The sequence below is a fragment of the Bifidobacterium sp. B4081 genome, from assembly GCF_026537335.1.
In the GTDB taxonomy this organism is placed as follows: domain Bacteria; phylum Actinomycetota; class Actinomycetes; order Actinomycetales; family Bifidobacteriaceae; genus Bombiscardovia.
Genome location: NZ_JAFNMM010000001.1, coordinates 512,905 through 538,442 on the forward strand (window position 1 = coordinate 512,905; position 25,538 = coordinate 538,442).

The following is a 25,538-nucleotide window of genomic DNA, read 5'->3' on the forward strand; positions in this document are numbered from 1 at the left end:
GGACAGTAGTCCCTCAATCGACAGCGAAATGGGGATAGGCTAGACTTAAGGCCATGTCCGACGAAGCGCAAGCAACCAGCATGATCGCCCAGACGGCAGTGGTCCCTCCGCCAGATCCGCAGGCAGCGGTTTCTATCCGCGCCTTGGTCAAATGCTATCAGGGTCGGCCTGCTGTCAACGCCCTCTCTCTGGACATTCCCAAGGGGTCCTTTTACGGGATAGTCGGCCCCAATGGTGCAGGGAAGACCACTACGCTGAACATGATGACCGGACTTCTGGTGCCCGACTCCGGCAATGTCATGATCCTGGGCAGGGACGTATGGTCGGACGTGGACACGGCCAAGCGCATCATCGGCGTCATGCCCCAGAGCGATCAGATCTTCGACAGGCTGACGGGTCTGCAACTGCTGGTTTACTCGGGCATGCTTCGACGGATGCCGCGCGGTGAGGCGCTGGGCCGGTCCAGGGACCTGCTTGACGCCTTCGATCTGACTGATGCTGGCGGCAAGCGGGTCTGTGATTATTCGTCGGGCATGCTCAAGAAGATCTGCCTGGCAACAGCCATGATTCATTCCCCTAGGCTTCTGGTGCTGGATGAGCCCTTCGAATCAGTTGACCCGGTCTCTAGCGCCAATCTCAAAGACATCCTTGCCGAGTATGTCGATACCGGAGGAACAGTGGTCATTTCCTCGCATGTCATGGCCCTGGTGGAGCGGATGTGCACCCATGTGGCCATCATCAACCATGGTCTGGTTCGGGCAGACGGCACGGTGGCCCAGGTCGCTGCCGGCGAGGATCTGGAGGATCGCTTCCTGGAGCTTGTCGGCGGCCGTCACCAGGCTAAAAGAATCGCCTGGCTGAACGGCTCCGGGTCCGAGGAGGGCCAGGAGACGGAATGAGCACGGTAGCCACCATCATCGCCATGCGTTGGTCCATTACTTGGAACACGATCAAGCACTCCTCCTGGCAGATGGTCGGGGCCATCATCAGCCTGCTCATGGCCATAGGCATTTGCCTGGCCTCATGGCAGGGGGCGCTGACACTGGGGGGCTGGCTGCCCAGTGCTGGTCTGGGCGATCGGCAGCGTATGGGAACCATTTTGGTTCTGCTCCTGGTCGGACTGACCCTGGGAATGCTTCTGATTCAACTGGCTTTTCTGGGCCAGGGGTCGATCCTGAGCCCTTCGCGATTCGTCCTTTACGGGATTCCTGACAGTCAGCTGCAGGTGGGGCTTTACCTGGCCGGGTTGACCGGGCCTGCGGGATTGACCGGTCTTGTCTGCTTCCTGGCTCTGACGGCCATCTATGCCCGCATAGGTGTCGGAGCCGCGATCGTGGCTGTAATTTCAGCCCTGCTGGCTGCCATGGTAATGCTGGCCCTATCTAGGGCTGTTTTGGACCTGGTCGGTACCTTGGTGGTCTCCCAACGTAACCGATCAGGGCTCTACCTGTTGGTCACCTTAGTGAGCATGCTTTTGTGCATGCTGCCCTCTCTGCTGGACAGCGGGATTATGGATGGCATGGAAATTGATACTGACTCCCTCAAGTCCGTGGCCGACATACTGGCCTGGACGCCACTGGGCGCCGCTGTCCATCTGCCGGAGGATCTCCTTTCGGGATCATGGCGGGCTCTGGTCGGACGCCTGTTGATGGAGCTGGCCACCCTGGCTCTTTGCTTCATGATCGGCATGTTGTGTCTGCGTCATGACCGCTTGCATGTTAGAGCGAGTGCTGAACGGTCGACTGCTCCCAAGGGGCTGGGGATGCTGGGCCGGTCGCAGAACGTTGTGGATGCTATGGCTGCGCGATTGCTGATCTATCTTCGTCAGGACTCTCGCAAGCTTATTAGCTATCCGCTTCTGCTGGTCGTGGTGATTTTATACGCAATAATCTTCCGTCAGATGCCCATGATGCTATGGCTGGGACCGGTATTGGGTGCCCTGATTCTGGAGATTCCCGAGGGCAACGCCTTGGCCTACGATGGGCTTGCCCTGCGCATGGAGATAGCGGCGGGAGTGAAGGGTCGTGAGGACCGGCTGTCCCGTGTCCGCAGCCATCTGAGCGTGGCCATGCCTTGCATACTCCTGCTCGGGCTGGTGACTTTGGCCTTCTCCGGCGCAATGAAGGGCGGACGAAATCTGGTCATCTCCCTGGATATGCTGGCTGTGACCGTGGGATTGCTCCTGTCTGGACTGGGAGTAGCCCAGGTCTTCTCGGCCTTGCTCATCTATCCGGTGCCCTCCATGGATCAGCCCTTCACCTCACCGCAGGGACGTGCTGTTGCCCAAGGCTTCCTGCCAATGCTGCAGTTGTTGGTTAGTCTGGTGATCATGCTGCCCACTTTCTCGGTGGCATCGTTGGCCTTGACCATGGGCGGGATGCTTCCCATCTGGCTGCCCCTGCCGGTCGCACTGGCGAACGGTCTGATTGTGCTTGCTGTGGGTGTCGCTTTAGGGTCCCGGATCTTCGATCGTCGACAGTCGGCCATTCTGCTGACTCTGGATCGCTATGCCGCTTTGCAGTCCTGAGACAGTGGAAGGGCCAGTACTAGGCTAGTTGGATGGTGCCTACCGATCCGAACTCGGTTGGCGAAGGCAAGTCCGGGAGTGAGCAATTGGGTGACAGACATCAGCTGCGCATGACACGTCGTCGGCGGATCAAGCGACGCTGGCGGGTGGCTTTGGCCACGCTGGTGGCTGTCATGCTGGTCGTCGGCTATGCATGCATGGACCTGACCGACCTGGTGTCCGGACCGCTGACCCTGGCTAAGACCAGCCATTCTTCGGTCCCCCCTGCAGTCATGGTAGGAGAGCCGCCGACTCTCGCCGCCGACAAGCCTGGGTCTACTGTGGATGCCAGCCAGGTCCAGCAGCTAGTCGATGCCTTCACCAGCGCACCTGGCTTGGGTAATGGGTACTCGTTGGTCATACGACAGGCTGACGGACGGGTGCTGGCCCAGAAAAACGCGGACCAGGCACGCCAGCCAGCCTCCACTATGAAGACCCTGACCGCAGCCGCAGCCGCCTCTGTTCTGGACATGTCCTCACACTTGGACACTGAGGCGGTTCTGGATTCCTCTACCCCCTCGCAGGCAATGCTGACCCTGCGCGGTCACGGCGATATGCTCCTGGGGGTAGGCAAAGACGACCCCCTGCATGTCAATGGCCGGGCCGGACTAGGGACTCTGGCCGAGGAGACGGCTCAGGCTCTGCACCGGCAGGGGATCGACCGAGTGTCCCTGGCTTACCAGGACACGCTTTTCGGCGACGATCAGGAGCCGGAGGGAATTGCAGAAAATAATCCTGACGGGATCTACTTCCAGGTGCCTGTCTCCATGGCTGTGGATGAGGCTCGGCAGGGACGGGCTGAGCCTGTTGCCTATCCGGATGCAGGGGTCTACTTGCCCAGGGTCGAAAACCCGGCGGGGGCCGCTGCAGTATCCTTCGCCAGCAGCCTGATGGAGGCCGGGATCCAGGTGGACAATGCCCAGGGGCCGGATCGGACTGACCACGCCCGGGGTAGGGTTCTGGCCCGTGTCCACTCAGCGCGGCTCAGTGAGGTTATGTCGCTTATGCTGCGCAACTCCGACAACAGTCTGGCCGAGCTTTTCGGCCGCCTGACCGCTCTGGCTCTGAACATGCCCAACAGCCCAGCCGGTGCTGTGAAAGCTGTTATCAGCACACTGAACAAGCTGGGCGTGGACACCGCAGGACTCAAGATGGCCGACTGCTCGGGGCTTACCCCCGGCTCCGTCCTGCGGGTGGGCACCTTGGCTGACGTCCAGCAACTGGCGCTTGCGGACAAGGGTTTGACCCCCCTGGTCAAGGGCCTGTCTGTAGTGGGTCTGACCGGCACAGCTGCCAGCCGAAAGGTGGATGACCAGGCTGATGGACTGATTCGGGCCAAGACCGGTACTCTGGATCAGGTCACTTCGCTCACGGGCAATGTGATTCGTCGCTCTGGTGGTGTTTTGGTCTTTGCTGTGGTCGTCAACGATCCCGAGGATGCGGCTGCTGCCCGACAGGCTGTGGACACTCTGGTCGGATCCCTGGATCGGATTTGAGCAGGAAGAAGCCTGAACCATGGTCTATTCGGCAGAGATGAAAAAAGCGGTGGGGCTCCTGCGTTCGAACCTGGACCGTGAGGGCCTGGGCCTGCAGGATAGGCGGTTCGCCCATCACGGGGTGCACAGGCCCGATCCGGATGCCCCACTGATTCTGGTGGCCTGCTCGGGAGGCCGGGATTCCTTGGCTCTGGCCTATGTGGCCCACCTGGTGGCTGATATGACCGGGCTGCGGTGCGGCGCCCTGCTGATCGATCATGGTCTGGTGCCTGATTCGGATCGGATCGTCGAACGCGCGGCTGGAACCTGCCGGGAGCTGGGATTGGATCCGGTCCGCGTCACCAGAGTGGATGTGCCTGTTACTACGGCTGGTCTTGAGGCTGATGCCCGTGCAGCCCGCTACCGGGCCCTCTCTGGGCAGGCCCTCAAGTTTGGCGCCAGGGCCGTCCTTCTGGCGCACACCCGTGACGATCAGGCCGAAACGGTGCTGATTGGCCTGATTCGCTCCCAGGGGTTGGAGGCCATCACCGGCATGGCCCGGCGTGTAGAGCGTGGAGGAATGCGCTACCTGCGCCCATTCCTGGACCTGGACCGAAAGGACACTACGGCCATTTGCCGCCAGAAGGGGATTCACTGGTGGGACGACCCCACCAACGGTGATGATCAGCCGGACGGCTCCACGCTTCCCGAGACGCTGCCGCTGCGCTCGCGGATCCGCCATGACCTGCTGCCAGCCTTGAATCGCTTCGCTGGCCGGGACATGGTTCGCCGTCTGGCACTGGGCGCGGATATGGCCCGTCTTGATCAGGATTACCTGGACACCCAGGTGGATGGGCTGTGCCAGCGGCTAGTCGCCCGCCCTGACTTGGGCCAGAGAGCCAAGGGGGTGCTGGCCTGCTTGGATGCCCACGGATTGGCCGACTGTCACCCGGCTCTGCGCACCCGCCTGCTGGCCCAGGTGCTGACCAAGCTGCGCATACGGTTCACGGCCGTGCAGGTCCGGGCCCTGGATGATCTGGTCTGCCGATGGCACGGCCAGCAGGGCCCTCGCTTTCCCAGCTCCCATACAGCAATCCGTAAGGGTCAAGTCATTCTCATATGCAATGATGGAGACCATGCGCATCGCTGATATTCAATCCCATATCGACCATGAACTGGTGTCCAAGGAACGGATAGAGGAGCTGATCAACCGGACGGCCGAGCAGATCAGCCGGGATTACCAGGGTAAGAACCCGATCATGCTGGCCGTGCTCAAGGGGGCTTTCAATACGCTTGCCGCCCTCTCACAGGCCGTCACCATACCGGTGCAGATCGAGTTCATGAGCATTTCCAGCTATCCGGCCGGCAAGACCAGCGTTTCCAAGGGGGACCTGGACATCAGGATGGATCTGGATTGCGATGTGCGCGGACGGCATATTCTGATCGTTGAGGATATTATCGATTCCGGCTACACCTTGCACTGGCTGGTTGAGCATCTCAAGGAGCGAGGAGCTGCATCGGTGGAGATCTTCACCCTGCTGGACAAGACCTCGCGGCACGAGGTCGAGGTGGATGTCAAGTATCCAGGATTCGCCATACCCGACGAATTCGTTGTGGGCTTCGGACTGGATTACGACGAGCAGTACCGTAATCTTGACTCGATAGCCGTACTCAGGTCCGAGGAATACATGGACCCGACCCAGGAACAGGATCATCAGGATCAGGGGGAGCAGTCATGAGCTACTCGCAGGGACCGCAGCAGGGTCCGCCCAATAGAGGCAGGGATAACGGGGACAAGGGCAACAACCCCTTCAACTTCAACTTGGGCAACAACGGATCCGGCCCCAACGGGGGCAACCGTTCCTTCTGGCGTTCCCCCTGGCTCTGGGGGATTCTGGCCGTGGTCATCATCCTGGCCATCTTCGGCTTCTTCAGCAGCCAGAACGGCGCCCAGACCATCGACACCCAGGATGGCCTAGAGCTGCTGAACGACCGCAGCAGCGTGGTCAAGAAGGCCGAGATCACCGAGAAGATGCAGGTCGTCGAGCTCAAGCTCAACAGCGACTTCGTCAAGGATGTACCCGGCTTCCGCGGCAACCGCAGCTCCAAGAACTTCGGCAAGGACGTGCAGTTCTACTATGTGGAGGCCCAGGGGGAGCAGGTGGTCAAAGCCGTCGAGAAGGCCAAGCCCGCCGAGGGGTACAACTCAGTGGTGCCGCAGACCAGCATGATGAGCTACCTGATCTCTTCCATCCTGCCCATGCTGATCATTCTGGGGGTCTTCTGGTTCCTGCTCTCACGCATGTCCTCGGCGGCAGGCGGCGGCATGTTCGGCATGGGCGGCAAGAAGAACTCCGCCCGGCTCAACGACGGGCAGACCCCTAAGACCAAGTTCTCGGATGTGGCCGGCGAGGAGGCCGCTGTCCAGGAGGTGGAGGAGATCAAGGAGTTCCTCAAGGATCCCTCCAAGTACAAGGCCCTGGGTGCCCGCATACCCCGTGGCGTCCTGCTCTATGGTCCCCCTGGAACCGGCAAGACCCTGCTGGCCAGGGCCATCGCCGGCGAGGCCAGCGTACCCTTCTACTCCATGGCAGGCTCCGACTTCGTCGAGATGTTCGTCGGTCTGGGCGCCTCCCGAGTGCGTGACCTGTTCGACGAGGCCAAGAAGAATGCGCCGGCCATCATCTTCATCGATGAGATCGATGCAGTGGGCGGCAAGCGCGGCTCCGGCATGAGCGGCGGTCACGATGAGCGTGAGCAGACTCTGAATCAGCTGCTGGTCGAGATGGACGGCTTCGACAACGATACGAACCTGATCATCATTGCAGCCACCAACCGTCCAGACATCCTGGATCCGGCCTTGCTCAGGCCCGGTCGGTTCGATCGTCAGGTGGCCGTGGAGGCCCCAGACCTGGAAGGCCGCGAGGCCATCCTCAAGGTCCACGCCAAGGGCAAGCCCTTTGTGCCGGATGTGGACCTGCACACTGTGGCCGTGCGCACGCCCGGCTTCACTGGCGCCGACCTGGCCAACGTGCTCAATGAGGCGGCTCTGCTGACTGCGCGTTCCAACGCCCAGCTGATTGACAACCGGGCCATCGACGAGGCCATTGACCGTGTGCTGAGCGGACCTCGGCGGCGGACCAAGGGCATGGCCCTGGCCGAAATGCGCAACACCGCCTATCACGAGGGCGGCCACGCTATGGTTGCTGCGGCCCTGCACCACACCGATCCGGTCACCAAGGTGACCATTCTGCCGCGTGGACGGGCCTTGGGCTACACTGCGGTCATGCCTACCACAGACCGCTACTCGCAGTCCCGCAACGAACTGCTGGACCAGATGGCCTACGCTATGGGCGGTCGCGTGGCAGAGGAGGTGGTCTTCCACGACCCGACCACAGGCGCTTCCAACGACATCGAAAAGGCCACCAGCATCGCCCGGCAGATGGTCCTGCAGTATGGGTTCTCATCCAAGTTGGGAGCCATCAAGTGGGCTGACGAGAATGACCAGGATTCCGGGCTTGATGCCCTGAAGCCCCACAACTATTCGGAGAAAACCGCAGAGGCCATCGATCAGGAAGTTCACAATCTTATCGAGACGGCCCACCAAGAGGCCTGGCAGATCATCACCGAGAACCGTGACGTGCTGGACGAGCTCGTTCGACAGCTGCTGGTCAAAGAGACCCTGAACAAGGACGAACTGGCTGCGGTCTTCGCTGGCTTGCGCAAGGCTCCGGAGCGTCAGCTCTGGTTGTCTGCGCCGGATCGGCCGGACTCTGAGCAGCCACCCGTGGAGATTCCTGAGGAGCTCAGGCGCAGCGTGAATGGTTCGTCCGCAACGGACCAGCACTGAATTCTGGATCGGCTCGGTGTCCTGCATATGGTCCCGAGGGCGTGCGGCGGTAAATGTTCTAAGGCAAGGGAGGAGCATACATCATGGATTCCATCCGTTTGAGCTCCATCAAGGTCGCACCCCTGCATGGTCAGCAGAAGCCTGGGTTCGGCTACCAGGTCGATGCCGTCCTCTACCTGGATTTGAGTGAGGCAGGCAGGCTCAACGACGGCACTCAAACAGTGGACTATGTGCAGATTGTCCGTCGGATCGTCAACCTGATCCAAAACGAGTCGCCTGATGAGATTCTGGAATCCCTGACTGCCAAGGTGGCTGATGCCATCCTGCTCTCCCACCAGATACGCCGCACCCGGGTTACGGTCACCCGTCTGGGCGCCGACCAGGGAACAGGGGTCGATTTTCAGGTGGGCGTCACCTTGGAGCGTGCGGCCGACGATCAGGTGGAAGGCAACCCGGCCAGCATGGAATCTGGACGAGTTAGCGGCGGGGGGAATGCAGCTCTAGGGCATCCCTCATTCCTGCTGTCTGGTCAGGCCGATTCTGGCCATGCGGCGCAGGCCCGGCTGCGTCACCCCTTGACCTCCTCTACAGAGAACAGTCTGTCCTCGGGTCCGGAGAATGATAACGAAGCTTTCAGCCGGCCGACTGTTGAAAGAGCCAAGCCGCAGGGCCTTCCGATGCGTGATGTAATTGCGCTGGAGGGAGCATCGGGAACAGATCGGTTGGCCATGCTTCGTGCTCTTGCAGCTCTGGACGGGATCCCCGGCAGTCAGTTGGTCGGCATCTCGCCTCTATATGCCTACCGGGATGATCAGGGGGATCAGCGTCTGTCGGCTGTGGTTATCCTGCAGACGCCGCTGAATCTGGAGGAGCTGCAGTCGGCTCTAGACATGGTGGCTGCTCCTATCAGGCAGATGGGCGGCTTGGATGCCGATGTGGTGGAGGTGGAGACTCTGGATGGTTCTGTTCTGTCTTCCCAGGACCGTCCGCCTCTGCTGACCGCTGATGCTCCAGCGCGCGTTTTGATTCCCTGGGCCTATTTGGAGCCTGAACACTGCCTGCTTGGTGCTGGCGGATCCTGTCTGGCCAGCCTGGCCAACCGTGCTCCTGACCGTGATCGCATCAGCCTGGTCTCGGAGGACTGGATTCTGGACGGTCTGTCATGAGGGCCCGCCGCACACCGCTCGTGCACTACCTGGTCGCCCTGATCCTTGGGCTGATTGGAGGTGCCGGCATCTCGGAACTGGGCATGTCCACCAGGACGGACCTCATGGGGGTTCCCTGGCTGGTCAGCGTATTGCTCTTCCTGCTTGGGGTGGCCATCCTGATCATGGCCTTCCAGGTGCATCGCTACGCCAGGGGAGACCGCAAGGAGATGGATTTGCGTTTCGCGGTCAATGTGCTGATCATGAGCAAAGCCTTGGGCGTTGCCTGTGCTGCTCTGTTGGGCTGGTACGGCAGTCAGGCTCTGATCAGCATGGGCCATGCAGGCGCGCCCTATTACACACGGGTCATGCAGGAGTGCCTGGTAGCATCCCTGGTCTGTCTTATCGATGTGGTAGCCGGGGCCGTGGGGGAGTGGCTCTGTCAACTGCCGCCGAATGACGGACCTGAGAATACCGACCGGCGAAAGTCCTCACAAAGACCCATGGCCGATGCAGCCGATACTGTTGACAGGGCGGAGACAAAGGCCGATGCCAGTGAGAATCATGCTGATCAGCGTCCAAGGCCGTCGCCAAGAAATTCCTGAAGACGGTCGGTCGCTGCCGACCATGCTGCTAACCCTGTGCTTTTTGAAAAATACGCGATGACCTGGTGGCCGTTCAGTCTTTAGGCACCCTGATCATGGCCTCCTGAACCATGAAGGCAGCTAGGTCACCCTGGCGGTTGTAGACCTTGGCCATGCATAGGTTGCGTCCGTGGTCGGCTACTGGGGACTCCTGAATAAAGCAGTGCCAGTCGCAGGGATTCAGGTCCTGATACCACCACATGGCATGGTCGATGGAGGCGAAGGAAATCCCTGGGGTAGTCATGCTCAGCCCGGCACGGCGCAGGGCAGGCTCCATCATGATCTGATCGCATTCCATGGCCAGCAGCGCTCGGCGCATCAGCGGGTCCAAGTCGGCTCTTCCCTGGGTGCGGCTCCAAACGGCCTGACGACCCCTGTCGTCGTTCTTGGAATCCCCGGGTACTGCGTCATCTGCATCATCCAACAGGACCGTGCCGCCAACATGACGCATGTCGAAGGGGCTCCGATGGGCGTAGTAGTCCGCGAAGGGGGACTTGTCGGCATAGGGTTCCATCAGCTCTCGTGAACCAGGCAGGTCCTCCGGATCAGGCAGCCCCGTCGGCATGGGGTCGTCATAGCGGACGCCCTCCTGGCCGACCTGCTGATAGGAGAGCAGGGCGTTTAGGAGGGTCCGTTCCCCCTGGTGCAGGTCAACTCGTCGGGAGGAGAAGGAACGGCCGTCACGGATGGTCTCCACTTCCGCCTGAACGTCTTCATTCAGGAGTCCGGTGCGCAGGTAATAGGCGTGCATCGAGTGAGGTAGTCGGCCCTGGGGTGCGGTCCGCCCGCCGGCCATGATGGCCTGACCCAGCAGCTGGCCCCCATAGAGGCGTCCCGTGGGAAAGTCCAACGATTTTCCAAGGAAACGGGAACGGCCATCGGCGGGCTGCTGCTTCTGCAGGTTCAGCCCAGCGATGGCCTGGGCCAGTGCTTCATCCTCGGTGCTCATGCTTCTCCTTGGCCTTCGATTCCCAGTGGCGTATTTCGTTCAGCGAGTCAGCTTGCGGTGGATGCGGTGGGGCCTGGAGGCCTCCTCGCCCAGACGCTTGACCTTGTTCTCCTGGTAGGCCTGGAAGTTGCCCTCGAACCAATACCAGGAGGCCGGATTCTCGTCCGTGCCCTCCCAGGCCAGGATATGGGTGGCGATACGGTCCAAGAACCAGCGGTCGTGGGAGATGACCACAGCGCAGCCGGGAAAGGCCAGCAGGGCGTTTTCCAGACTTTCCAGGGTCTCCACGTCCAGATCGTTGGTGGGCTCGTCCAGCAGGAGAAGGTTGCCGCCCTGCTTGAGGGTGAGTGCCAGATTCAGCCTGTTGCGCTCTCCGCCGGAAAGGACTCCGGCCGGCTTCTGCTGATCCGAGCCCTTGAAGCCGAAGGAGGCTACGTAGGCGCGGGTGGGCACCTCAACGCCTCCGACCTCGATGAAGTCCAGCCCCCCGGAGACTACCTCCCAGAGGTTCTTGTTGGGGTCGATGCCCTCGCGGTTCTGATCCACGTAGGAAATCTTGACCGTGTCGCCGACCTCCAAGGAGCCCGATGTCAGCGGCTCCAGTCCCACGATGGTCTTGAAGAGTGTGGACTTGCCCACTCCATTGGGGCCGATGACGCCCACAATGCCGTTTCGAGGCAGAGTGAAGCTCAGATCGTCGATCAGGACACGGTCGCCAAAGGCCTTGTGGATGTGCTCAGCCTCCAGCACCTTGGAGCCCAGACGAGGACCCGGCGGAATCTGGATCTCGGAGAAGTCCAGCTTCTTGTTGTTCCGGGCCTCGTTCTCCATCTGCTCGTAGCGCTCCAGGCGGGCTTTGTTCTTGGCCTGCCGGGCTTTGGGGGAGGAGCGGACCCACTCCAGTTCGGTATTGAGCCGCTTGGCCAGCTTGGCATCCTTCTGTCCTTGGACTTCTAGACGCTTGGCTTTGGTCTCCAAATAGGTGGAGTAGTTGCCCTGGTAAGGGTAGAGGTGGCCACGGTCCACCTCGCAGATCCATTCGGCCACATTGTCAAGGAAGTACCGGTCGTGGGTCACGGCTAGGACGGCGCCCTTGTAGGTGTGCAGATACTGTTCCAGCCAGAGGATGGACTCGGCGTCCAAGTGGTTGGTGGGCTCGTCGAGCAGCAGTAGATCGGGGGCTTCCAGCAACAGCCGGCATAAAGCCACCCGGCGGCGTTCGCCTCCCGAGATGACCGAGACCGGGGTGTCCGGGTCGGGGCACTGCAGAGCATCCATGGCCTGGTCCAGCTGGGAGTCAAGGTCCCAGCCGTTGGCGGCATCAATTTGCTCCTGAAGCTGGCCCATCTCGGTCATGAGAGCGTCGTAATCAGCGTTGGGGTCGGCCATCTGCTCGCCGATCTGGTTGAAGCGGTCCACCTTGCTCATGATGTCGCCGAAGGCCATGCGAATGTTCTCGCCCACGGTCTTATTCTCGTCCAGAGGCGGTTCCTGCTGCAGGATGCCTACCGTATAGCCGGGGGTGAGCTGAGCCTCGCCGTTGCTGACCGTGTCCAGGCCGGCCATGATCCGCAGCAGGGTGGACTTGCCCATGCCGTTGGGGCCCACCACGCCAATCTTGGCGCCGGGCAGGAAACTCAGGGTCACGTCGTCGAGGATGACGCGGTCGCCGAAGGACTTGCGCGCCTTGATCATCTGATAAATGAATTCGGCCAAGAAGCTACCTCACAGAACCATGAAAAGCCAATGCAAACTGTATTCATGGTAGTGGGAACTTCTGACTTATGCGCCGGGCTGATAGGCAGGGCCAGGCAGACGTATGGCCGCCTATAGGCAGGATCTATGGCCAGACCCTGGTCCCGCGCTCACAGTCGGGGTAGCCTTGAGTGGACGTTCCCGCCCGGCATGCGCAGGTCAAGGAACGCTGCGATCCGGCCTGTCTGCAGCACGACCGGGCGTTTTGCTGTGTGCATGAATCAGGAAGACCGGTCGATGTGCCGGCGGATCGGAGTTGACTATGACGACGCGAACAGGCGTTGGAGACAAAAGAGCACAGCGTGCGGGCCATGCCCTTGCTTGGAAGCCGCTGGATATCGCTGTTGGCGCTGGTCTGGGCGCGGTTGCCGGACTGATCTACTGGGCCGCCAGTCTGCTGGCCTCCTGGGTTTTTCCGCTGATGACCGCTCTTCTGCCGGGCATGGCAGCCCTTTTGCACGGCATTTTCTACTTTCCTTGCACGCTGTCTCTGCTGATAATCCGCAAACCCGGGGCCGCGGTCTACGTGGGGATCATCAGCGTACTGGTGGAGATCCTGCCAGGCAACGCCTACACTGGGCCCATGATTTTCGTGCAGGCCCTCTTGGAGGCCCTTTGCGCCGAGCTTGCTTTCGGTATCTTTCGCTATCGGCGCTGGAGCCTGGGAACCACTCTGTTGGGCGGACTGCTGATCGCTCTGGTCTACAACGCCTTCCTCTTGGCCTTCTATTACCAGGGCGTCGCCTTCCTCAGCCCCCGCGGGCTGATCGGCACGGCATGCGAGATCATCAGCGGTCTGTTCTTCGCTGGACTGGTCAGCTGGCTGCTCTTCAAGGCCATTGTCAGGACCGGAGCCTTGGATCGCCTAGCTTCCGGGCATGATTTGCATGTCGCCCGATCAGGTATCTGAGGGCTGGCGCAGTCGCAGTCCGACACAACCGGGAGGCGGTATGAGTCCTGGCATTTGCTAGGATGGAACAGCTGCTTGTCGGCTTGGGGCCTTAGCTCAGTCGGTTAGAGCAAACGACTCATAATCGTTCGGTCCAGGGTTCAAGCCCCTGAGGCCCCACCACCAAGCAACCCCCTGAAACCGGTCGGGTTCTAGGGGGTTGCGTCAACGGCCGAATCCAGGCCATGACGTTTTTCTTCGTCCAATGACAATCTGGTGGCTCAGCTCGGTGCCGGATGGTGTCTTCAGATGCTTGTCTTTGCAGCTCGAGGGTTTTGTATCCCGAACTTTCTTGATAGTCTTAGGAGAAGGACAAGCCCCGAATCTTGTCGGGGCCGTCCTCTCGTCGCCTAGCTCTAGCATCCATGATTCACCGATGCAATAGTACGGCTTCACATGAAAGCCGGGGGAAAAGAGCTAGGCGCGTTTTCAAATCGGATCATGGAGCACTTGTGAATGGGCATCCATCCTTCAGTGCCAGCAGGCTGATATGCATACACAACCTGGGCTTAAGCGTGTCGCACTGATCCGGAAACGATTCCGCAGAACCGCTAAGTATGTGAATAGAGAATAGAAAAGAGTACGGGACGCGCTCGAGTTGGAGCCGTCAACATATGCCAGGAAACTATACGCATATACATCTCCTCTGGAGCTGCAATCAACTCAGCCCCTGTAGATCTCTCGTGTATACGTCCCCCGTATATCTGTTCCTAATGATACACCCTGACAGGGGTGTGTCAACGCTGGACCTGGCGCGCCGATCTGCTCTGATCGGGGCCTGCGCCAGCATTGCGTATGGTATGCAAATAACGGTAGATGCTGGCGGAGGAGACCTCGAGAGCCTGGGCAACCGTGTCCACTGCGCCCTTGATCAAAAAGACCCCCGAGCCTTCAAGCCGTGTGACCAGCTGCAGTCGTTCCTGCCGGTTCATCCTCGCCGGAGGGACTTCCAGCTCAGCGGCGAAGTCGGCGATATTATGCGTTACCAGTTCGTTCGTATTCACCGAGAGCACCTCACGGGTCGATTGGTCGCCCACGGTTTTGTCGTTCAGTCGGACAGCGCCCGAAGTCGGCTGGGCGCGGCCAACTTGAGCATCCGATTTCTCTGACGCGGCCCCCCTGTCCTTCAGCTCCGCAGCAGGACCGGTCAGCCCCAGGGCATCCAGATAAGCGCTTGCCTGTCTTAGCTGCTGACTGGCCTGCCGGAAGGCGGAATTGTCAAAGTTGATGCAGAGAAAGCCGATCACCCGTCCTCTCGCATCTCGCAGAAAGAAAGTAGAAGAGACCATGGGGTGTCCCTGGATGGTATAGCCGGTGTAATGGGTCAGGTAGTCGCGCTGTTCGTATTCGTGGTTCTGCCAGATGCGCAGGACTAGGTCGGTGGCGGGGCTGCCTATGGTGCGTCCGCTCAAGTGGCCGTTGGCGATGGCCACAACCGAATGCGAGAAATCCTTGACGCTTTGAAGAACCACTTCCGTGTTGGGCCCAAGAATCTCACCTAGGAAGTCCACTAGCGGGATGAAAGGACGCAGGGCCGGCGAAACGGGCTTTGAATCTCCCATTCTGGTCACCCCCCATCAGCTGGTTCAAGGCAGATAGTACCATCGTTGCTTTGCTATTGGCCGCGGACACTCGGATCCAGCCCACAGCTGTAGACTGACGGAAGGTCGCTGCGAGCGCGTCTGCACGGGATGAGAGGTTGACTATGGCATACGATTTCACCAGCATTATGGATAGGCACGGCAGGGACGCCATTGCGGTTGACGGGCTGGGTGCCGAGCCTGGATTCGCCCCCGAACCTCCCAAGGAAGGCTTCGATGTCATCCCCATGTGGGTGGCGGATATGAACTTCCCGACGGCACCTACTATCCCCGAGGCCATCATCGAGCGCGCCAAGCACCCGGCATTCGGCTACTTCAGCCCTACTGAGGAGTACTACAATGCCATCATCAACTGGCAGCGCACCCGCAATGGCGTGGAGGGCCTGATGGCCGAGGACATCGGCTATGAGAACGGGGTCCTGGGCGGAGTGGTCTCCACGTTGACCGCTTTTGCCGCGCCTGGCGATGCAGTATTGCTCCACAGCCCGACCTATGTCGGCTTCACGTCCTGCATCGAGAACAACGGCTACCACATCGTGCACAGCCCGCTGAAGAAGGACGAGCAGGGCGTCTGGCGGATGGACTTCGAGGACATGGACCGCAAGCTCAAGGAGAACAACATCCATGTGGCGGTCTTCTGCAGCCCGCACAACCCCTGTGGCCGCGTCTGGGAGAAGTGGGAGATCGAGAAGGCCATGGAAGTATATAAGGACAACGACAGCGTGGTCATCTCCGACGAAATCTGGTCAGACCTGACCCTGTCGGGCCACAAGCACATTCCCACCCAGTCGGTCAGCGAGGATGCCCGCAACAGGACGGCAGCCTTCTATGCGCCCAGCAAGACCTTCAACCTGGCCGGGCTGGTCGGCTCCTACCACATCATCTACAACAAGTATCTGCGCGACAGGATTGTGGCCAAGGGGTCCAAGGCCCACTACAACGACATGAACGTTCTGTCCATGCATGCCCTGATCGGGGCCTACAAGCCCCAGGGCCAGGAGTGGGTGGACGAACTCCGACAGGTCCTGGCCGGGAATGTGGACTATGCCTTCGATTACATCCGGCAGCATTTCAAGGGAGTCGAGCTCTCCAAGCCCCAAGGCACCTACATGCTCTTCCTTGATTGCACGCAATGGTGCAAGAATCATGGTCTGAGCCTGGATCGGCTGTTGAAGCGTGCCTGGGATGTAGGCGTGGCCGTCCAGGACGGGCGGCAGTTCAAGGCTCCCTGCGCCATCCGCATGAACCTGGCCCTGCCTTTGAGCCGTGTCCAGGAGGCCATGGATCGTCTGGACAAGTACGTCTTCAACGCCTGAATGATCATGGACTCTCGCCGTCGGGCAGAACCGTTCAGCGAGGGTCCATCATATGTGGGCGAATCCTGGCGGGAGGCTCACTGGAATTGCATACCGCCGTCCACGATCAGGGTCTGGCCGGTGATGTAGTCAGAGTCGTGCCCGGCCAGGAAGGCTACGGCACTGGCCACGTCCTCCGGCTCGGAAAGCCGTCCCAAGGCGATGCCGTCCGAGAAGGTGGACATGCCCCACTCGTCATCCTTGCCGGCGTTGACCCCCACCTGATGAGCGATGTCCATCATCATGGGCGTCTTGACAATGCCGGGGGCATAGGCGTTGGCGGTGATGCCCTCCTTGGCCAGATCACGCGCCGCCACCTGAGTCAGGCCGCGGATGGCGAACTTGGTGGAGGAATAGAGCATCAGGTTGGGGTTGCCCACCACGCCTGCCTGGCTGGTGGCGTTGATGATTTTGCCCCCGTGGCCCCGGTCGCGGAAGGCCTGAACGGCGGCCTGCATCCCCCAGATGGTTCCTGCCACGTTGACGTGGTAGACCTTGTCAAACAGCTCTGGAGTGATGGACTCGATGGGGGTGGTCGGTCCGAGACCAGCGTTGTTGACGATCACGTTGAAGTCGCCCAACGTGGTTGCGGTCTTCTCAACGGCGGAACGCACCTGGACACGGTCGGTCACGTCCAGGGTGACGGCCACGGCCCGTCCGTCTGATTGGTTGATGGAGTCGGCCACTGACTGGGCCTTGTCTGTATTCATATCCGCTACAGCCACGGCGAACCCGTCCTTGGCCAGACGGCGGGCAATAGCCTCGCCGATCCCCTGAGCCGCCCCTGTTACGAACGCCACTTCCTGCTGCATTGCTGCCCTCCTGTGTTGGCTTGCCGGGCCGTTCGGTCCGACTGTTCGATTCTAAAGGAAGCCCGACCGGCCACCCCGGTTGGCGGATTCGGCGTGTGGCGCAAGGGGATCGCGTTCTCCCGGGGATGCGCTAGACTATTACTCGGTTGCCGGTTCACGTCCGCCACAGGGGCGGTCGACCCGGGGCCCTTGGATCTAGGAGTAACCATGAAGCAGGGAATTCATCCCGATTATCATCCCGTTGAGGTCACGTGCTCGTGCGGCAATACCTTCATCACCCGTTCGACCGCTCCCGGCGATCATATGACGGTTGATGTCTGCTCGCACTGCCACCCCTTCTACACCGGCAAGCAGAAGATTCTAGACACCGGTGGTCGCGTGGCTCGGTTCGAAGCCCGTTACGGCAAGAGGACCAAGTAGCACTTCCAACGCCAGTCCCTTCCGGGTCGCTCTGCTATGCCCGGTGGGGACTGGCGTTTTTTATGACTTAAACCATGCGGATGAGCGAACGGGAAGAGTGCAGATGAGCGAGGAGCAGTTTCCGGCGGCGGTGGCTGCCGTCGAGGAGTACGGTCGCCTGGAAAAGCAGATGAGTCAGCCCGAAACGGCTTCAGACCCGGTGCAGATCCGCAAATTGGGCCGCAGACACGCCGAGCTCGCTCCCATTGTTGCTGCCTACCAGGCTTATCAAGGCGCCTTGGAAGACAGCCAGGCGGCCGAACAGATGGCACGGGAGGATCCTGGCTTTGCCGAAGAGGCTAAGGCTGTGGCAGACCGCATACCGGATCTGGAGCAGACCCTGCGCACCGCTCTTATTCCGCGTGACCCAGATGACGGCCGCGATACGATCATGGAGATCAAGGCTGGCAGCGGCGGCGAGGAGGCGGCCCTCTTCGCTGGCGATCTGATGCGCATGTATGTGCGTTATGCCGAAAAACGCGGTTGGACCATCGAAATCATGAGTGAGAACCGAACTCAGCTGGGCGGGGTCAAGGATGCCCAGATGGCCATTCGTGCTCGCGGTCAGGTGGCTCCTGCAGACGGCGTCTGGGCCTCGCTCAAGTATGAGGGCGGCGTTCATCGGGTCCAACGCATCCCCGTCACCGAGTCTCAGGGTCGCATTCAGACTTCAGCCGCTGGAGTCATTGTCTTTCCCGAGGCTGACGAAGACGACAATGAGATCGAGATTGACCCCAAGGACCTCAAGATTGACATCTTCATGAGCTCCGGACCAGGAGGACAGTCCGTCAACACCACATACTCCGCTGTGCGCATGACCCATATTCCCACCGGCATTGTGGTCTCCATGCAGGATGAGAAATCCCAGATACAGAATCGTCAGGCTGCCCTACGGGTGCTCAAGTCGCGTCTGCTGGCCATGAAGCATGAGGAGGAGGCCGCCCAAGCCGCCGACATGCGTCATTCCCAGGTCCGGTCTCTGGATCGGTCTGAGCGTATCAGAACCTACAATTTCCCCGAGAGCCGGATCGTGGATCACCGCACCGGCTACAAGGCCTATAACCTGGAACAGGTGTTGGACGGCGACCTGCAGGCCGTTATCGACTCTGATATTCAGGCCGACGAGGCCCGCAGAATGGCTTCGCAGGGGTGAATCAACAGAGGCATGGGACCAGTCTGGCTGGGCTGGTTGATAGCGGCCATCGCCTGCTGGCCCAGGCCGGTGTGCCTACCCCGCTCAATGATGCCAGGCTGCTGCTGGCCGATGCCCTTGGGTGCGATCTGCACCAGCTGGATCAGGCTCTGCTTTTGAAACGGACTGCTGAGGAACTGCTGACGGATGAAGGCGGGCGCAGACAGGCTGATGGTTTTCGGAGGGCGACCCTGGACCGTTATCAGTCCTATCTGCAGCGGCGAGCCGGACGTGAACCCCTGCAGTACATTCTTGGCCACGCCTACTTCCGTTATTTGGATCTTCGCCTGGGGCCGGGGGTCTTTATCCCACGTCCTGAGACCGAAACGGTGGTCCAGGCGGGAGTGGAGGCCTTGACCGGAGTGAATCATCCACTGGCAGTGGACCTGTGTTCTGGCAGCGGGGCCATCGGCCTGTCCTTGGCTATCGAGGTTCCAGGATCGCAGGTCAAGGCCGTGGAAGTGGACAAGGAGGCATATCGGTGGGGTGCGCTGAACGCCACCGATCAGGAGGCTGCCATCCGGGAGTCTGGGTCCGATTATCAGCTGCTGCTGGCTGATGCCACGGACCCCGCCACCCTGTCTGATCTGGATGCCAAGGTGGATCTGGTCATCAGCAACCCTCCCTACGTCCCCATGGATGCGATTCCTAGCCAACCCGAGGTGCGTGACTGGGATCCTGACCCGGCCCTCTATGGTGGTTCACCTGACGGGTGTCTTTTGCCCTGCCGCATTCTGGACAAGGCCATGGTTTTGCTGGCCCCCGGTGGTCTGCTGGTCATGGAGCATGATGCCTCCCAGGGGCCGGCCATGGTTGCTGCTGCACTGGAGCGGGGATATGTTCAGGCACGCACTCATCAGGACCTGGCTGGTCGAGACCGCTACCTGACAGCCCGACGGCCAGTCCATGCATCCTGGCGACCTGCCTTGGTCCTGGGATAGATTAGTAGCTGGTCACATGAACATGTCGAACCGAGAGGTCGTGATGCAGGGTATGAGCCGGGTGATGACCTATGACAGCCGGTCTCCGCAGTTGCTGGCCCAGGTGGTGGCTGCCGGAGGGCTGGCGGTCATTCCTACCGACACGGTCTATGGCATCGTCTGTGATCCATGCAACGATGCGGCCATCGATAGGCTCTTCCAGGCCAAGCACCGTCCCAGAACCAAGTCCATTCAGGTGTTGCTGGATGGGGTCGAGGCCATGGACCGGTTGGATCTTAGCCTGCCTGCCCCTCTTGATCGCCTGGCTGACGCCTTGTTGCCGGGTCCTTTTTCGCCTATTGCCCAAGTGGGGCAATCCTGCCCTCTGCGCACCCCTCGAATGGAGCCCGATGGCTCTACCCAGGCCGTCAGAGTACCCGATTCTCCCATCTGTCGGGCGCTCCTGCAGGTGACTGGACCTTTGGCCGCTTCTAGCGCCAACCGATCGGGGAATCCCAGCGTGGAGACCGTGCAGCAGGCCAGAGCCGAGCTTGGTGATAGCGTCGACCTTTACCTGGACGGGGGACCGACCCCTGGCTCAGTGGCCAGTACAGTGGTGGAAGCCGACAAGACTGATCCTGATGGGATGCATGTGTTGCGGCAGGGCGTAATCGGCGAGGCCCGGGTCCGTGCTCTTCTGTCGGGCCGGTCCAGCGGAGGGGAGGGCCAGTGAGGGTATATTTGTTCATTGCTGCCATCGCTGGCGGGGCCACCTGGCTGGTCATGCCCATGATTCGTCATCTCGCCATCCGGGTTGGCGCCGTAGGCGTGGTCCGCGCTCGCGACGTACATAAAGTGCCCACCCCTCGGATGGGCGGCTTGGGCATGCTGATCGGATTTGCCGTAGCCATGTGCTTTGCCTCCCGCATCCCATTCATCACGGGCCTCTTCCAGTCCGGGCATCAGGCTTGGGTCATCCTGGCCGGGGCCGTAGCCATCTGCCTGCTGGGCATAGCCGACGATCTTTGGGACCTGGACTGGATGCTTAAGCTGGCCGGCCAGCTGCTGATTTCGGTCTTCGTCTCCTGGGGCGGTATCCAGATCATCTCCCTCCCTCTGGGATCCTTGGTGGCGGCATCGCCCAGCCTGTCCATGGCCATAACGGCATTCCTGATCGTGGCCTCCATCAATGCGGTCAACTTTGTGGATGGACTGGACGGCCTGGCTGCAGGCATCGTGGCCATCGGGGGCATCGCCTTCGCCATCTACTCCTATATCATCGCCCGCATCTCGCCCGACTACGCCTCTTTGGCCACCCTGATCGACGTGGCCATGGTGGGCATTTGCGTGGGATTCCTCCTGCACAACTGGCATCCAGCCAAGCTTTTCATGGGAGACTCAGGATCCATGCTGCTGGGATACCTGATTACCTGCGCCTCTATTGTGGTCACCGGCCGACTGGATCCGGCAACTATTCATGCCAGCATCTATCTGCCGGCATTCATGCCCATTCTTCTTCCCATCCTGGTGCTTTTCCTGCCTGTTCTGGACATGTGCCTGGCCATCATCCGAAGGCTCAGCCACGGGCAATCACCCATGCACCCCGACCGCATGCACCTGCACCATCGTATGTTGCGCATAGGTCACACGGTTCGTTCCGCGGTCCTTATTCTCTGGGGCTGGGCCGCACTGATCGCCTTCGGCTCGCTCTTTATTCTATTCTTTCGTCTGCGATATGTCATGATTGGTCTGGTCCTGGCCGCCATACTGCTGACCTTCGCCACCCTCTACCCTTACTACCGTCGTCGACTTCCCGAAATCAGGCGCGAGAACGCACTTCTCGCTGCCCAAGGCTCACAGCATGCGGCCAGACCGCCCTGGCATCGCAAGAGCCGCCATGATAAAAATGAGGGCGATTAATTCACTGGATGAAATAGTACGAACACGGTACCGTTAACGGTCAAGAAGCACTTGTAGCATGGTGCTATGGCTAAGGAAAACCCACAAAGCGAACCCTCCTCCTACACTCAACTGCCCGACGCCTTCCAGAAAATTGGTCTGGCCTATGATGACGTCCTCCTGCTGCCCAACGAATCCGATGTCATTCCCTCCGAGGTGGATACCACCACCCGGCTGACTCGGAACATCACCATGAAGTCCCCGGTCCTCTCGGCTGCCATGGACACGGTCACCGAGGCTACCATGGCCGTGGCTATGGCCCGCAACGGCGGCATCGGCGTCCTCCACCGCAATCTCAGCATCGAAGATCAGGCCAATCAGGTCGACATCGTCAAGCGGTCCGAGTCCGGCATGATCTCCGACCCCCTGACCGTCACACCAGATGCCACACTGACCGACCTGGACAAGCTTTGCTCCACCTACAAGGTCTCCGGTCTGCCCGTGGTGGATCGTCGGCAGCGGCTGGTGGGCATCATCACCAACCGTGATATGCGTTTTGTCAATCCTGCTGACTTCGACCGGCTTAAGGTCAGCGACATTATGACCAAGGACCATCTGATCACCGGTCCGTCCGACATCACCAAGGAAGATGCCCACCAGCTTCTGGCCAAGTACAAGGTGGAGAAGCTTCCCCTGGTTGATGACGAGGGCAAGCTGACCGGGCTGATCACCGTCAAGGACTTCGTCAAGACCGAGCAGTACCCCGAGGCGACCAAGGACGAGCGTGGCCGGTTGCGTGTGGCTGCGGCCGTCGGTTTCTTCGGTGATGCCTGGCAGCGCATCACCGCTCTGGCCGATGCCGGGGTTGACGTTCTGGTCGTGGACACCGCGCATGGTCATGCCAAGCTCATGCTGGACATGATTCGCAGGATCAAGGCTGATCATGCCTTCGACCATGTGGATGTGATCGGCGGCAACGTGGCCACCCGCGAAGGTGCCCAGGCTCTGATCGATGCTGGTGTTGACGCGGTCAAGGTCGGCGTGGGCCCCGGCTCCATCTGCACCACTCGCGTGGTTGCTGGCGTGGGCGTGCCCCAGCTGACTGCCGTCTACGATGCCGCGCTGGCCTGCCGTCCTGCCGGCATCCCTCTGGTGGCCGATGGCGGAATCCATTACTCGGGAGACATCGCCAAGGCCGTCGTGGCGGGAGCCGATTCGGTCATGCTGGGGGGTCTGCTGGCAGGCACCGAGGAAGCCCCTGGCGAGAAGGTCCTCCTGCATGGCAAGCAGTACAAGGTCTATCGGGGTATGGGATCGCTCGGCGCTATGGCCCCGCGCGGCAAGAAGAGCTACTCCAAGGACCGCTACTTCCAGGCCGACGTGACAAGCTCCGACAAGGTGGTGCCAGAAGGTGTCGAGGGCGAGGTGCCCTATCGCGGTCCGCTCAACTATGTGCTCTACGAGCTGGTCGGCGGACTGCATCAGACCATGTTCTACACCGGTGCCCGCACCATCCCCGAGCTGCAGCGCAAGGGCAGGTTCATTCGGATCACCGATGCTGGTCTGCGTGAATCACATCCCCATGACATCGTCATGACCAAGGAGGCCCCTAACTACTCAGGTTTCCACAACTGAGTCTACATAGGCAGGTGATCGGCGCAGGGTCTCATCATGACCTGCGCCGATTGCTTATCTCAAGTCAGTCATGGTCCGGTCACGTGCTGGCGGTATTTTGTAACGTTCCGCCCAAGGCGGCGGAAGGATCGACCCGGGCAGCAACCCGGATCTGAAAGGATACAGATGAGCGATAAGAATGAACTGACCTTCACTGCGGAGGAATCCCGCATGATCTGGATAGACTGCGAGATGACCGGTCTGGATATCTTCCATGACGAGCTGTGCGAGGTCTCCGTGGTTCCCACCGACTTCAACATGAAGGTCCTGGACAAGGGCATCGATCTGGTCATCAAGCCCTCCCAGGCGGCCCTGGACCATATGGGGGATTTCGTCAGGAAGATGCATACCTCCTCCGGCCTGATCGAGGAGATGAAGACCGGCCTTGACCTGGAGGATGCCCAGCGTCAGGTGATCGAGTACGTCAAGCCCTTCTTGCCCAAGAACGGCAAGGCTCATCTGGCAGGCAACTCGGTGGGTTCTGATAAGAAGTTCCTTGACAGGTACATGCCCGACTTGATGAATCTTCTGCACTACCGGGTCATTGACGTGAGCACCCTCAAGGAGCTGTCGCGCCGCTGGTACCCGGACGTCTACAAGAACAAGCCGGCCAAGCATGGCGGTCACAGGGCCCTGGCCGACATCATCGAGTCCATGGACGAACTGCGCTACTACCGCTCCATGTTCTTTGTTCCTGCCCCCGGACCTGATCAGGCCCAGTCCAAGGCCGGAGCGGAACAGATCGAGCAGACCAGTCTTCTGCGCCATTACGAAGAGTCTGGCAATCCTGTCGAGGATGCCAATAAGCCTGAGAAGACCGACTACTGACAGGCGTGGCCATGTACCTCTGACGTGGCACCATGGAGGCATGCAGCAATCCGAAGCCTTGACCATATTGAGTGCGGGGGCCAATGCCTTCATCACAGGTGCCCCAGGGTCAGGCAAGACTTTTGTGCTCAACGAGTTCGTCCACCAGGCCCGGCAGGCCGGAGCGGTTGTGGCGGTGACAGCCTCGACCGGAATTGCCGCTACGCACATCAACGGCCAGACTATCCACTCCTGGAGCGGTGTGGGAATCGCCACCTGTATGACGGAATCGCTCTTGAAGCGGATCAAGACCCGTCGTCGCAGGCAGATTGAAGGCACCGACATCCTGGTCATCGACGAGGTCTCCATGATGCACGCCTGGCTCTTCGACATGGTGGACCAGGCCTGCCGGGCTGTTCGCCACAGCCCCGAGCCTTTCGGAGGGATCCAAGTGGTCCTTTCCGGGGATTTCTTCCAGCTGCCGCCGGTGACCCGGTCCAACCGAGCTGCAGGGATACTGCCCAGCCCCGAATTCCAGGCTGCCCGGGAACGCTATGCTCAGGTTGGCAAGGATCCGGACGGGTTCGTTACCGAATCACTGGTCTGGCGGGAACTGGACCCCGTCATCTGTTATCTGACTGAGCAGCATCGCCAGGACGATGGTCAGCTGTTGACCGTCCTGACTGATATCAGGGAGGGCGGCGTCACCCAGGAGGACCATGAGGTCTTGGCTGCCCGAGTCGGCGCAGTGCCTGCTCCTGGACAGGTCGCAGTCCACCTCTTCCCGGTCAACAAGCAGGCCGACACGTTGAATGACCAGCGCCTGGCCTCCATCGACGAAGAGGCCCACCATTACCAGGCCACATCCCGGGGCGAGACAAGGCTGGTTGAGCGGCTGAAGAAGAACATGCTGGCCCCCGAGGATCTGGCCCTGAAGACCGGAGCGGCGGTCATGGCTCTGCGCAACGACCAGGATCATCAATATGTCAACGGCTCCATAGGCACAGTCAGCGGATTCACCAGCTCGGCCAAGGGGGGATGGCCGATTGTCTCCTTCCAGAATGGCAATCTGGTCACTATGAAGCCGGCCGCCTGGGAGACTATGGATGGGGATACGGTCTTGGCCGCCGTCAATCAGGTTCCCCTTCGCTGCGCATGGGGGATCACTATCCACAAGTCCCAGGGGATGACCTTGGACAGGGCAGTCATGGACCTGAGACGGACCTTCGCGCCAGGGATGGGCTACGTGGCCCTCTCCCGTGTGGAAAGTCTGGATGGGCTCTACCTGACGGGCATCAATGAGCACGCCTTCCTGGTCTCTCCCGATGCCGTCGTTCTGGATACTGGTTTGAGGGCCGAGTCCAGGGCGGCTTGTGCCCGTCTGAAGGATGAGGGTTCTGAGTCCTTCACCAAGCGGGCCGTCGGTCAGGAACCAGAAGACGAATTCAGCCAGGACCAGCTTTTCTGATGGGTCGTCCTTATTGGT

At 60.5% G+C, this 25,538-nt stretch carries 22 protein-coding genes and 1 tRNA gene; 19 read left to right on the forward strand and 4 right to left on the reverse strand.

The window, feature by feature from the left end:
* Positions 1-53: 53 nt before the first annotated feature.
* The 8 genes from J3T92_RS02315 (at position 54) to J3T92_RS02350 (ending at position 9,641) form a co-directional block, all read left to right on the forward strand.
* Positions 54-899 carry an ABC transporter ATP-binding protein gene (locus J3T92_RS02315; protein ID WP_267399525.1) on the forward strand — a complete coding sequence of 282 codons (846 nt, stop codon included), beginning with the start codon at positions 54-56 and terminating at the stop codon, positions 897-899.
* Positions 896-2,527, forward strand: coding sequence for a hypothetical protein (locus J3T92_RS02320; RefSeq protein WP_267399526.1), 1,632 nt, complete (start codon positions 896-898; stop codon positions 2,525-2,527). Before J3T92_RS02315 ends, J3T92_RS02320 begins: the two co-directional genes overlap by 4 nt.
* 110 nt (positions 2,528-2,637) lie before the next feature.
* Positions 2,638-4,062: a D-alanyl-D-alanine carboxypeptidase/D-alanyl-D-alanine-endopeptidase gene (locus tag J3T92_RS02325; protein ID WP_267399528.1), complete on the forward strand. Its 1,425-nt coding sequence runs from the start codon at positions 2,638-2,640 to the stop codon at positions 4,060-4,062.
* 19 nt (positions 4,063-4,081) lie between these two features.
* Positions 4,082-5,191, forward strand: coding sequence for a tRNA lysidine(34) synthetase TilS (tilS, locus tag J3T92_RS02330; RefSeq protein ID WP_267399530.1), 1,110 nt, complete (start codon positions 4,082-4,084; stop codon positions 5,189-5,191).
* Positions 5,178-5,780 carry a hypoxanthine phosphoribosyltransferase gene (hpt, locus tag J3T92_RS02335; RefSeq protein ID WP_110425672.1) on the forward strand — a complete coding sequence of 201 codons (603 nt, stop codon included), beginning with the start codon at positions 5,178-5,180 and terminating at the stop codon, positions 5,778-5,780. Before tilS ends, hpt begins: the two co-directional genes overlap by 14 nt.
* A complete protein-coding gene (gene ftsH, locus J3T92_RS02340; protein WP_267399531.1) occupies positions 5,777-7,891 on the forward strand; it encodes an ATP-dependent zinc metalloprotease FtsH in 2,115 nt (704 codons plus the stop codon). Before hpt ends, ftsH begins: the two co-directional genes overlap by 4 nt.
* 83 nt (positions 7,892-7,974) lie before the next feature.
* Positions 7,975-9,057, forward strand: coding sequence for a dihydroneopterin aldolase (locus J3T92_RS02345; protein WP_267399532.1), 1,083 nt, complete (start codon positions 7,975-7,977; stop codon positions 9,055-9,057).
* Positions 9,054-9,641 carry a DUF3180 domain-containing protein gene (locus J3T92_RS02350; protein ID WP_267399533.1) on the forward strand — a complete coding sequence of 196 codons (588 nt, stop codon included), beginning with the start codon at positions 9,054-9,056 and terminating at the stop codon, positions 9,639-9,641. Before J3T92_RS02345 ends, J3T92_RS02350 begins: the two co-directional genes overlap by 4 nt.
* A 73-nt stretch (positions 9,642-9,714) precedes the next feature.
* Here the strand turns inward: J3T92_RS02350 and J3T92_RS02355 are convergent, their stop codons facing one another.
* Both J3T92_RS02355 and ettA read right to left on the reverse strand, forming a co-directional pair.
* Entirely contained in the window at positions 9,715-10,629 is a 915-nt protein-coding gene (locus tag J3T92_RS02355) for an acyl-CoA thioesterase (protein ID WP_267399534.1), read from the reverse strand.
* Between the two features lie 39 nt (positions 10,630-10,668).
* Positions 10,669-12,345 (reverse strand): energy-dependent translational throttle protein EttA, encoded by a 1,677-nt coding sequence (gene ettA / locus J3T92_RS02360; protein WP_220236185.1) that lies wholly within the window; start codon positions 12,343-12,345, stop codon positions 10,669-10,671.
* A 301-nt stretch (positions 12,346-12,646) separates the two neighbouring features.
* Between ettA and J3T92_RS02365 the strand changes: the two genes are divergently transcribed.
* Positions 12,647-13,294: an ECF transporter S component gene (locus J3T92_RS02365; protein ID WP_267399535.1), complete on the forward strand. Its 648-nt coding sequence runs from the start codon at positions 12,647-12,649 to the stop codon at positions 13,292-13,294.
* A gap of 85 nt (positions 13,295-13,379) precedes the next feature.
* Positions 13,380-13,456 (forward strand) — tRNA-Ile (locus J3T92_RS02370).
* A 614-nt stretch (positions 13,457-14,070) separates the two neighbouring features.
* On the opposite strand, the gene J3T92_RS02375 is transcribed toward J3T92_RS02370, so the two are convergent.
* The gene (locus tag J3T92_RS02375) at positions 14,071-14,895 is read right to left on the reverse strand and encodes a helix-turn-helix transcriptional regulator (RefSeq protein WP_267399536.1); all 825 of its coding nucleotides are present in this window, start codon (positions 14,893-14,895) and stop codon (positions 14,071-14,073) included.
* Positions 14,896-15,038: 143 nt separating this feature from the next.
* On the opposite strand from J3T92_RS02375, the gene J3T92_RS02380 reads away from it, so the two are divergent.
* Positions 15,039-16,250, forward strand: coding sequence for a MalY/PatB family protein (locus tag J3T92_RS02380; protein WP_267399537.1), 1,212 nt, complete (start codon positions 15,039-15,041; stop codon positions 16,248-16,250).
* A gap of 77 nt (positions 16,251-16,327) precedes the next feature.
* Here the strand turns inward: J3T92_RS02380 and J3T92_RS02385 are convergent, their stop codons facing one another.
* Positions 16,328-17,101, reverse strand: a complete 774-nt coding sequence (locus J3T92_RS02385; RefSeq protein ID WP_267399538.1) for a (S)-acetoin forming diacetyl reductase — start codon at positions 17,099-17,101, stop codon at positions 16,328-16,330.
* Between the two features lie 207 nt (positions 17,102-17,308).
* On the opposite strand from J3T92_RS02385, the gene rpmE reads away from it, so the two are divergent.
* From rpmE to J3T92_RS02425, 8 genes are all read left to right on the forward strand, one after another.
* The gene (gene rpmE / locus J3T92_RS02390; protein ID WP_015022244.1) at positions 17,309-17,521 is read left to right on the forward strand and encodes a 50S ribosomal protein L31; all 213 of its coding nucleotides are present in this window, start codon (positions 17,309-17,311) and stop codon (positions 17,519-17,521) included.
* A 103-nt stretch (positions 17,522-17,624) separates the two neighbouring features.
* Positions 17,625-18,713, forward strand: a complete 1,089-nt coding sequence (prfA, locus tag J3T92_RS02395; RefSeq protein ID WP_267399543.1) for a peptide chain release factor 1 — start codon at positions 17,625-17,627, stop codon at positions 18,711-18,713.
* A complete protein-coding gene (gene prmC / locus J3T92_RS02400; protein WP_267399544.1) occupies positions 18,710-19,693 on the forward strand; it encodes a peptide chain release factor N(5)-glutamine methyltransferase in 984 nt (327 codons plus the stop codon). Before prfA ends, prmC begins: the two co-directional genes overlap by 4 nt.
* A 52-nt stretch (positions 19,694-19,745) precedes the next feature.
* Positions 19,746-20,405 carry an L-threonylcarbamoyladenylate synthase gene (locus tag J3T92_RS02405; RefSeq protein ID WP_220237448.1) on the forward strand — a complete coding sequence of 220 codons (660 nt, stop codon included), beginning with the start codon at positions 19,746-19,748 and terminating at the stop codon, positions 20,403-20,405.
* On the forward strand, positions 20,402-21,592 hold the full coding sequence (locus J3T92_RS02410; protein ID WP_267399545.1) for an MraY family glycosyltransferase: 1,191 nt from the start codon (positions 20,402-20,404) through the stop codon (positions 21,590-21,592). The genes J3T92_RS02405 and J3T92_RS02410 overlap by 4 nt, the downstream gene beginning before the upstream one ends.
* Before the next feature lie 66 nt (positions 21,593-21,658).
* Entirely contained in the window at positions 21,659-23,206 is a 1,548-nt protein-coding gene (guaB, locus tag J3T92_RS02415; protein WP_220236177.1) for an IMP dehydrogenase, read from the forward strand.
* A gap of 165 nt (positions 23,207-23,371) precedes the next feature.
* Complete coding sequence (orn, locus tag J3T92_RS02420; RefSeq protein ID WP_220236176.1) at positions 23,372-24,073, forward strand: oligoribonuclease; 702 nt, start codon at positions 23,372-23,374, stop codon at positions 24,071-24,073.
* Positions 24,074-24,113: 40 nt separating this feature from the next.
* Positions 24,114-25,520 (forward strand): PIF1 family DEAD/DEAH box helicase, encoded by a 1,407-nt coding sequence (locus J3T92_RS02425; protein ID WP_267399546.1) that lies wholly within the window; start codon positions 24,114-24,116, stop codon positions 25,518-25,520.
* Positions 25,521-25,538 lie beyond the last annotated feature (18 nt).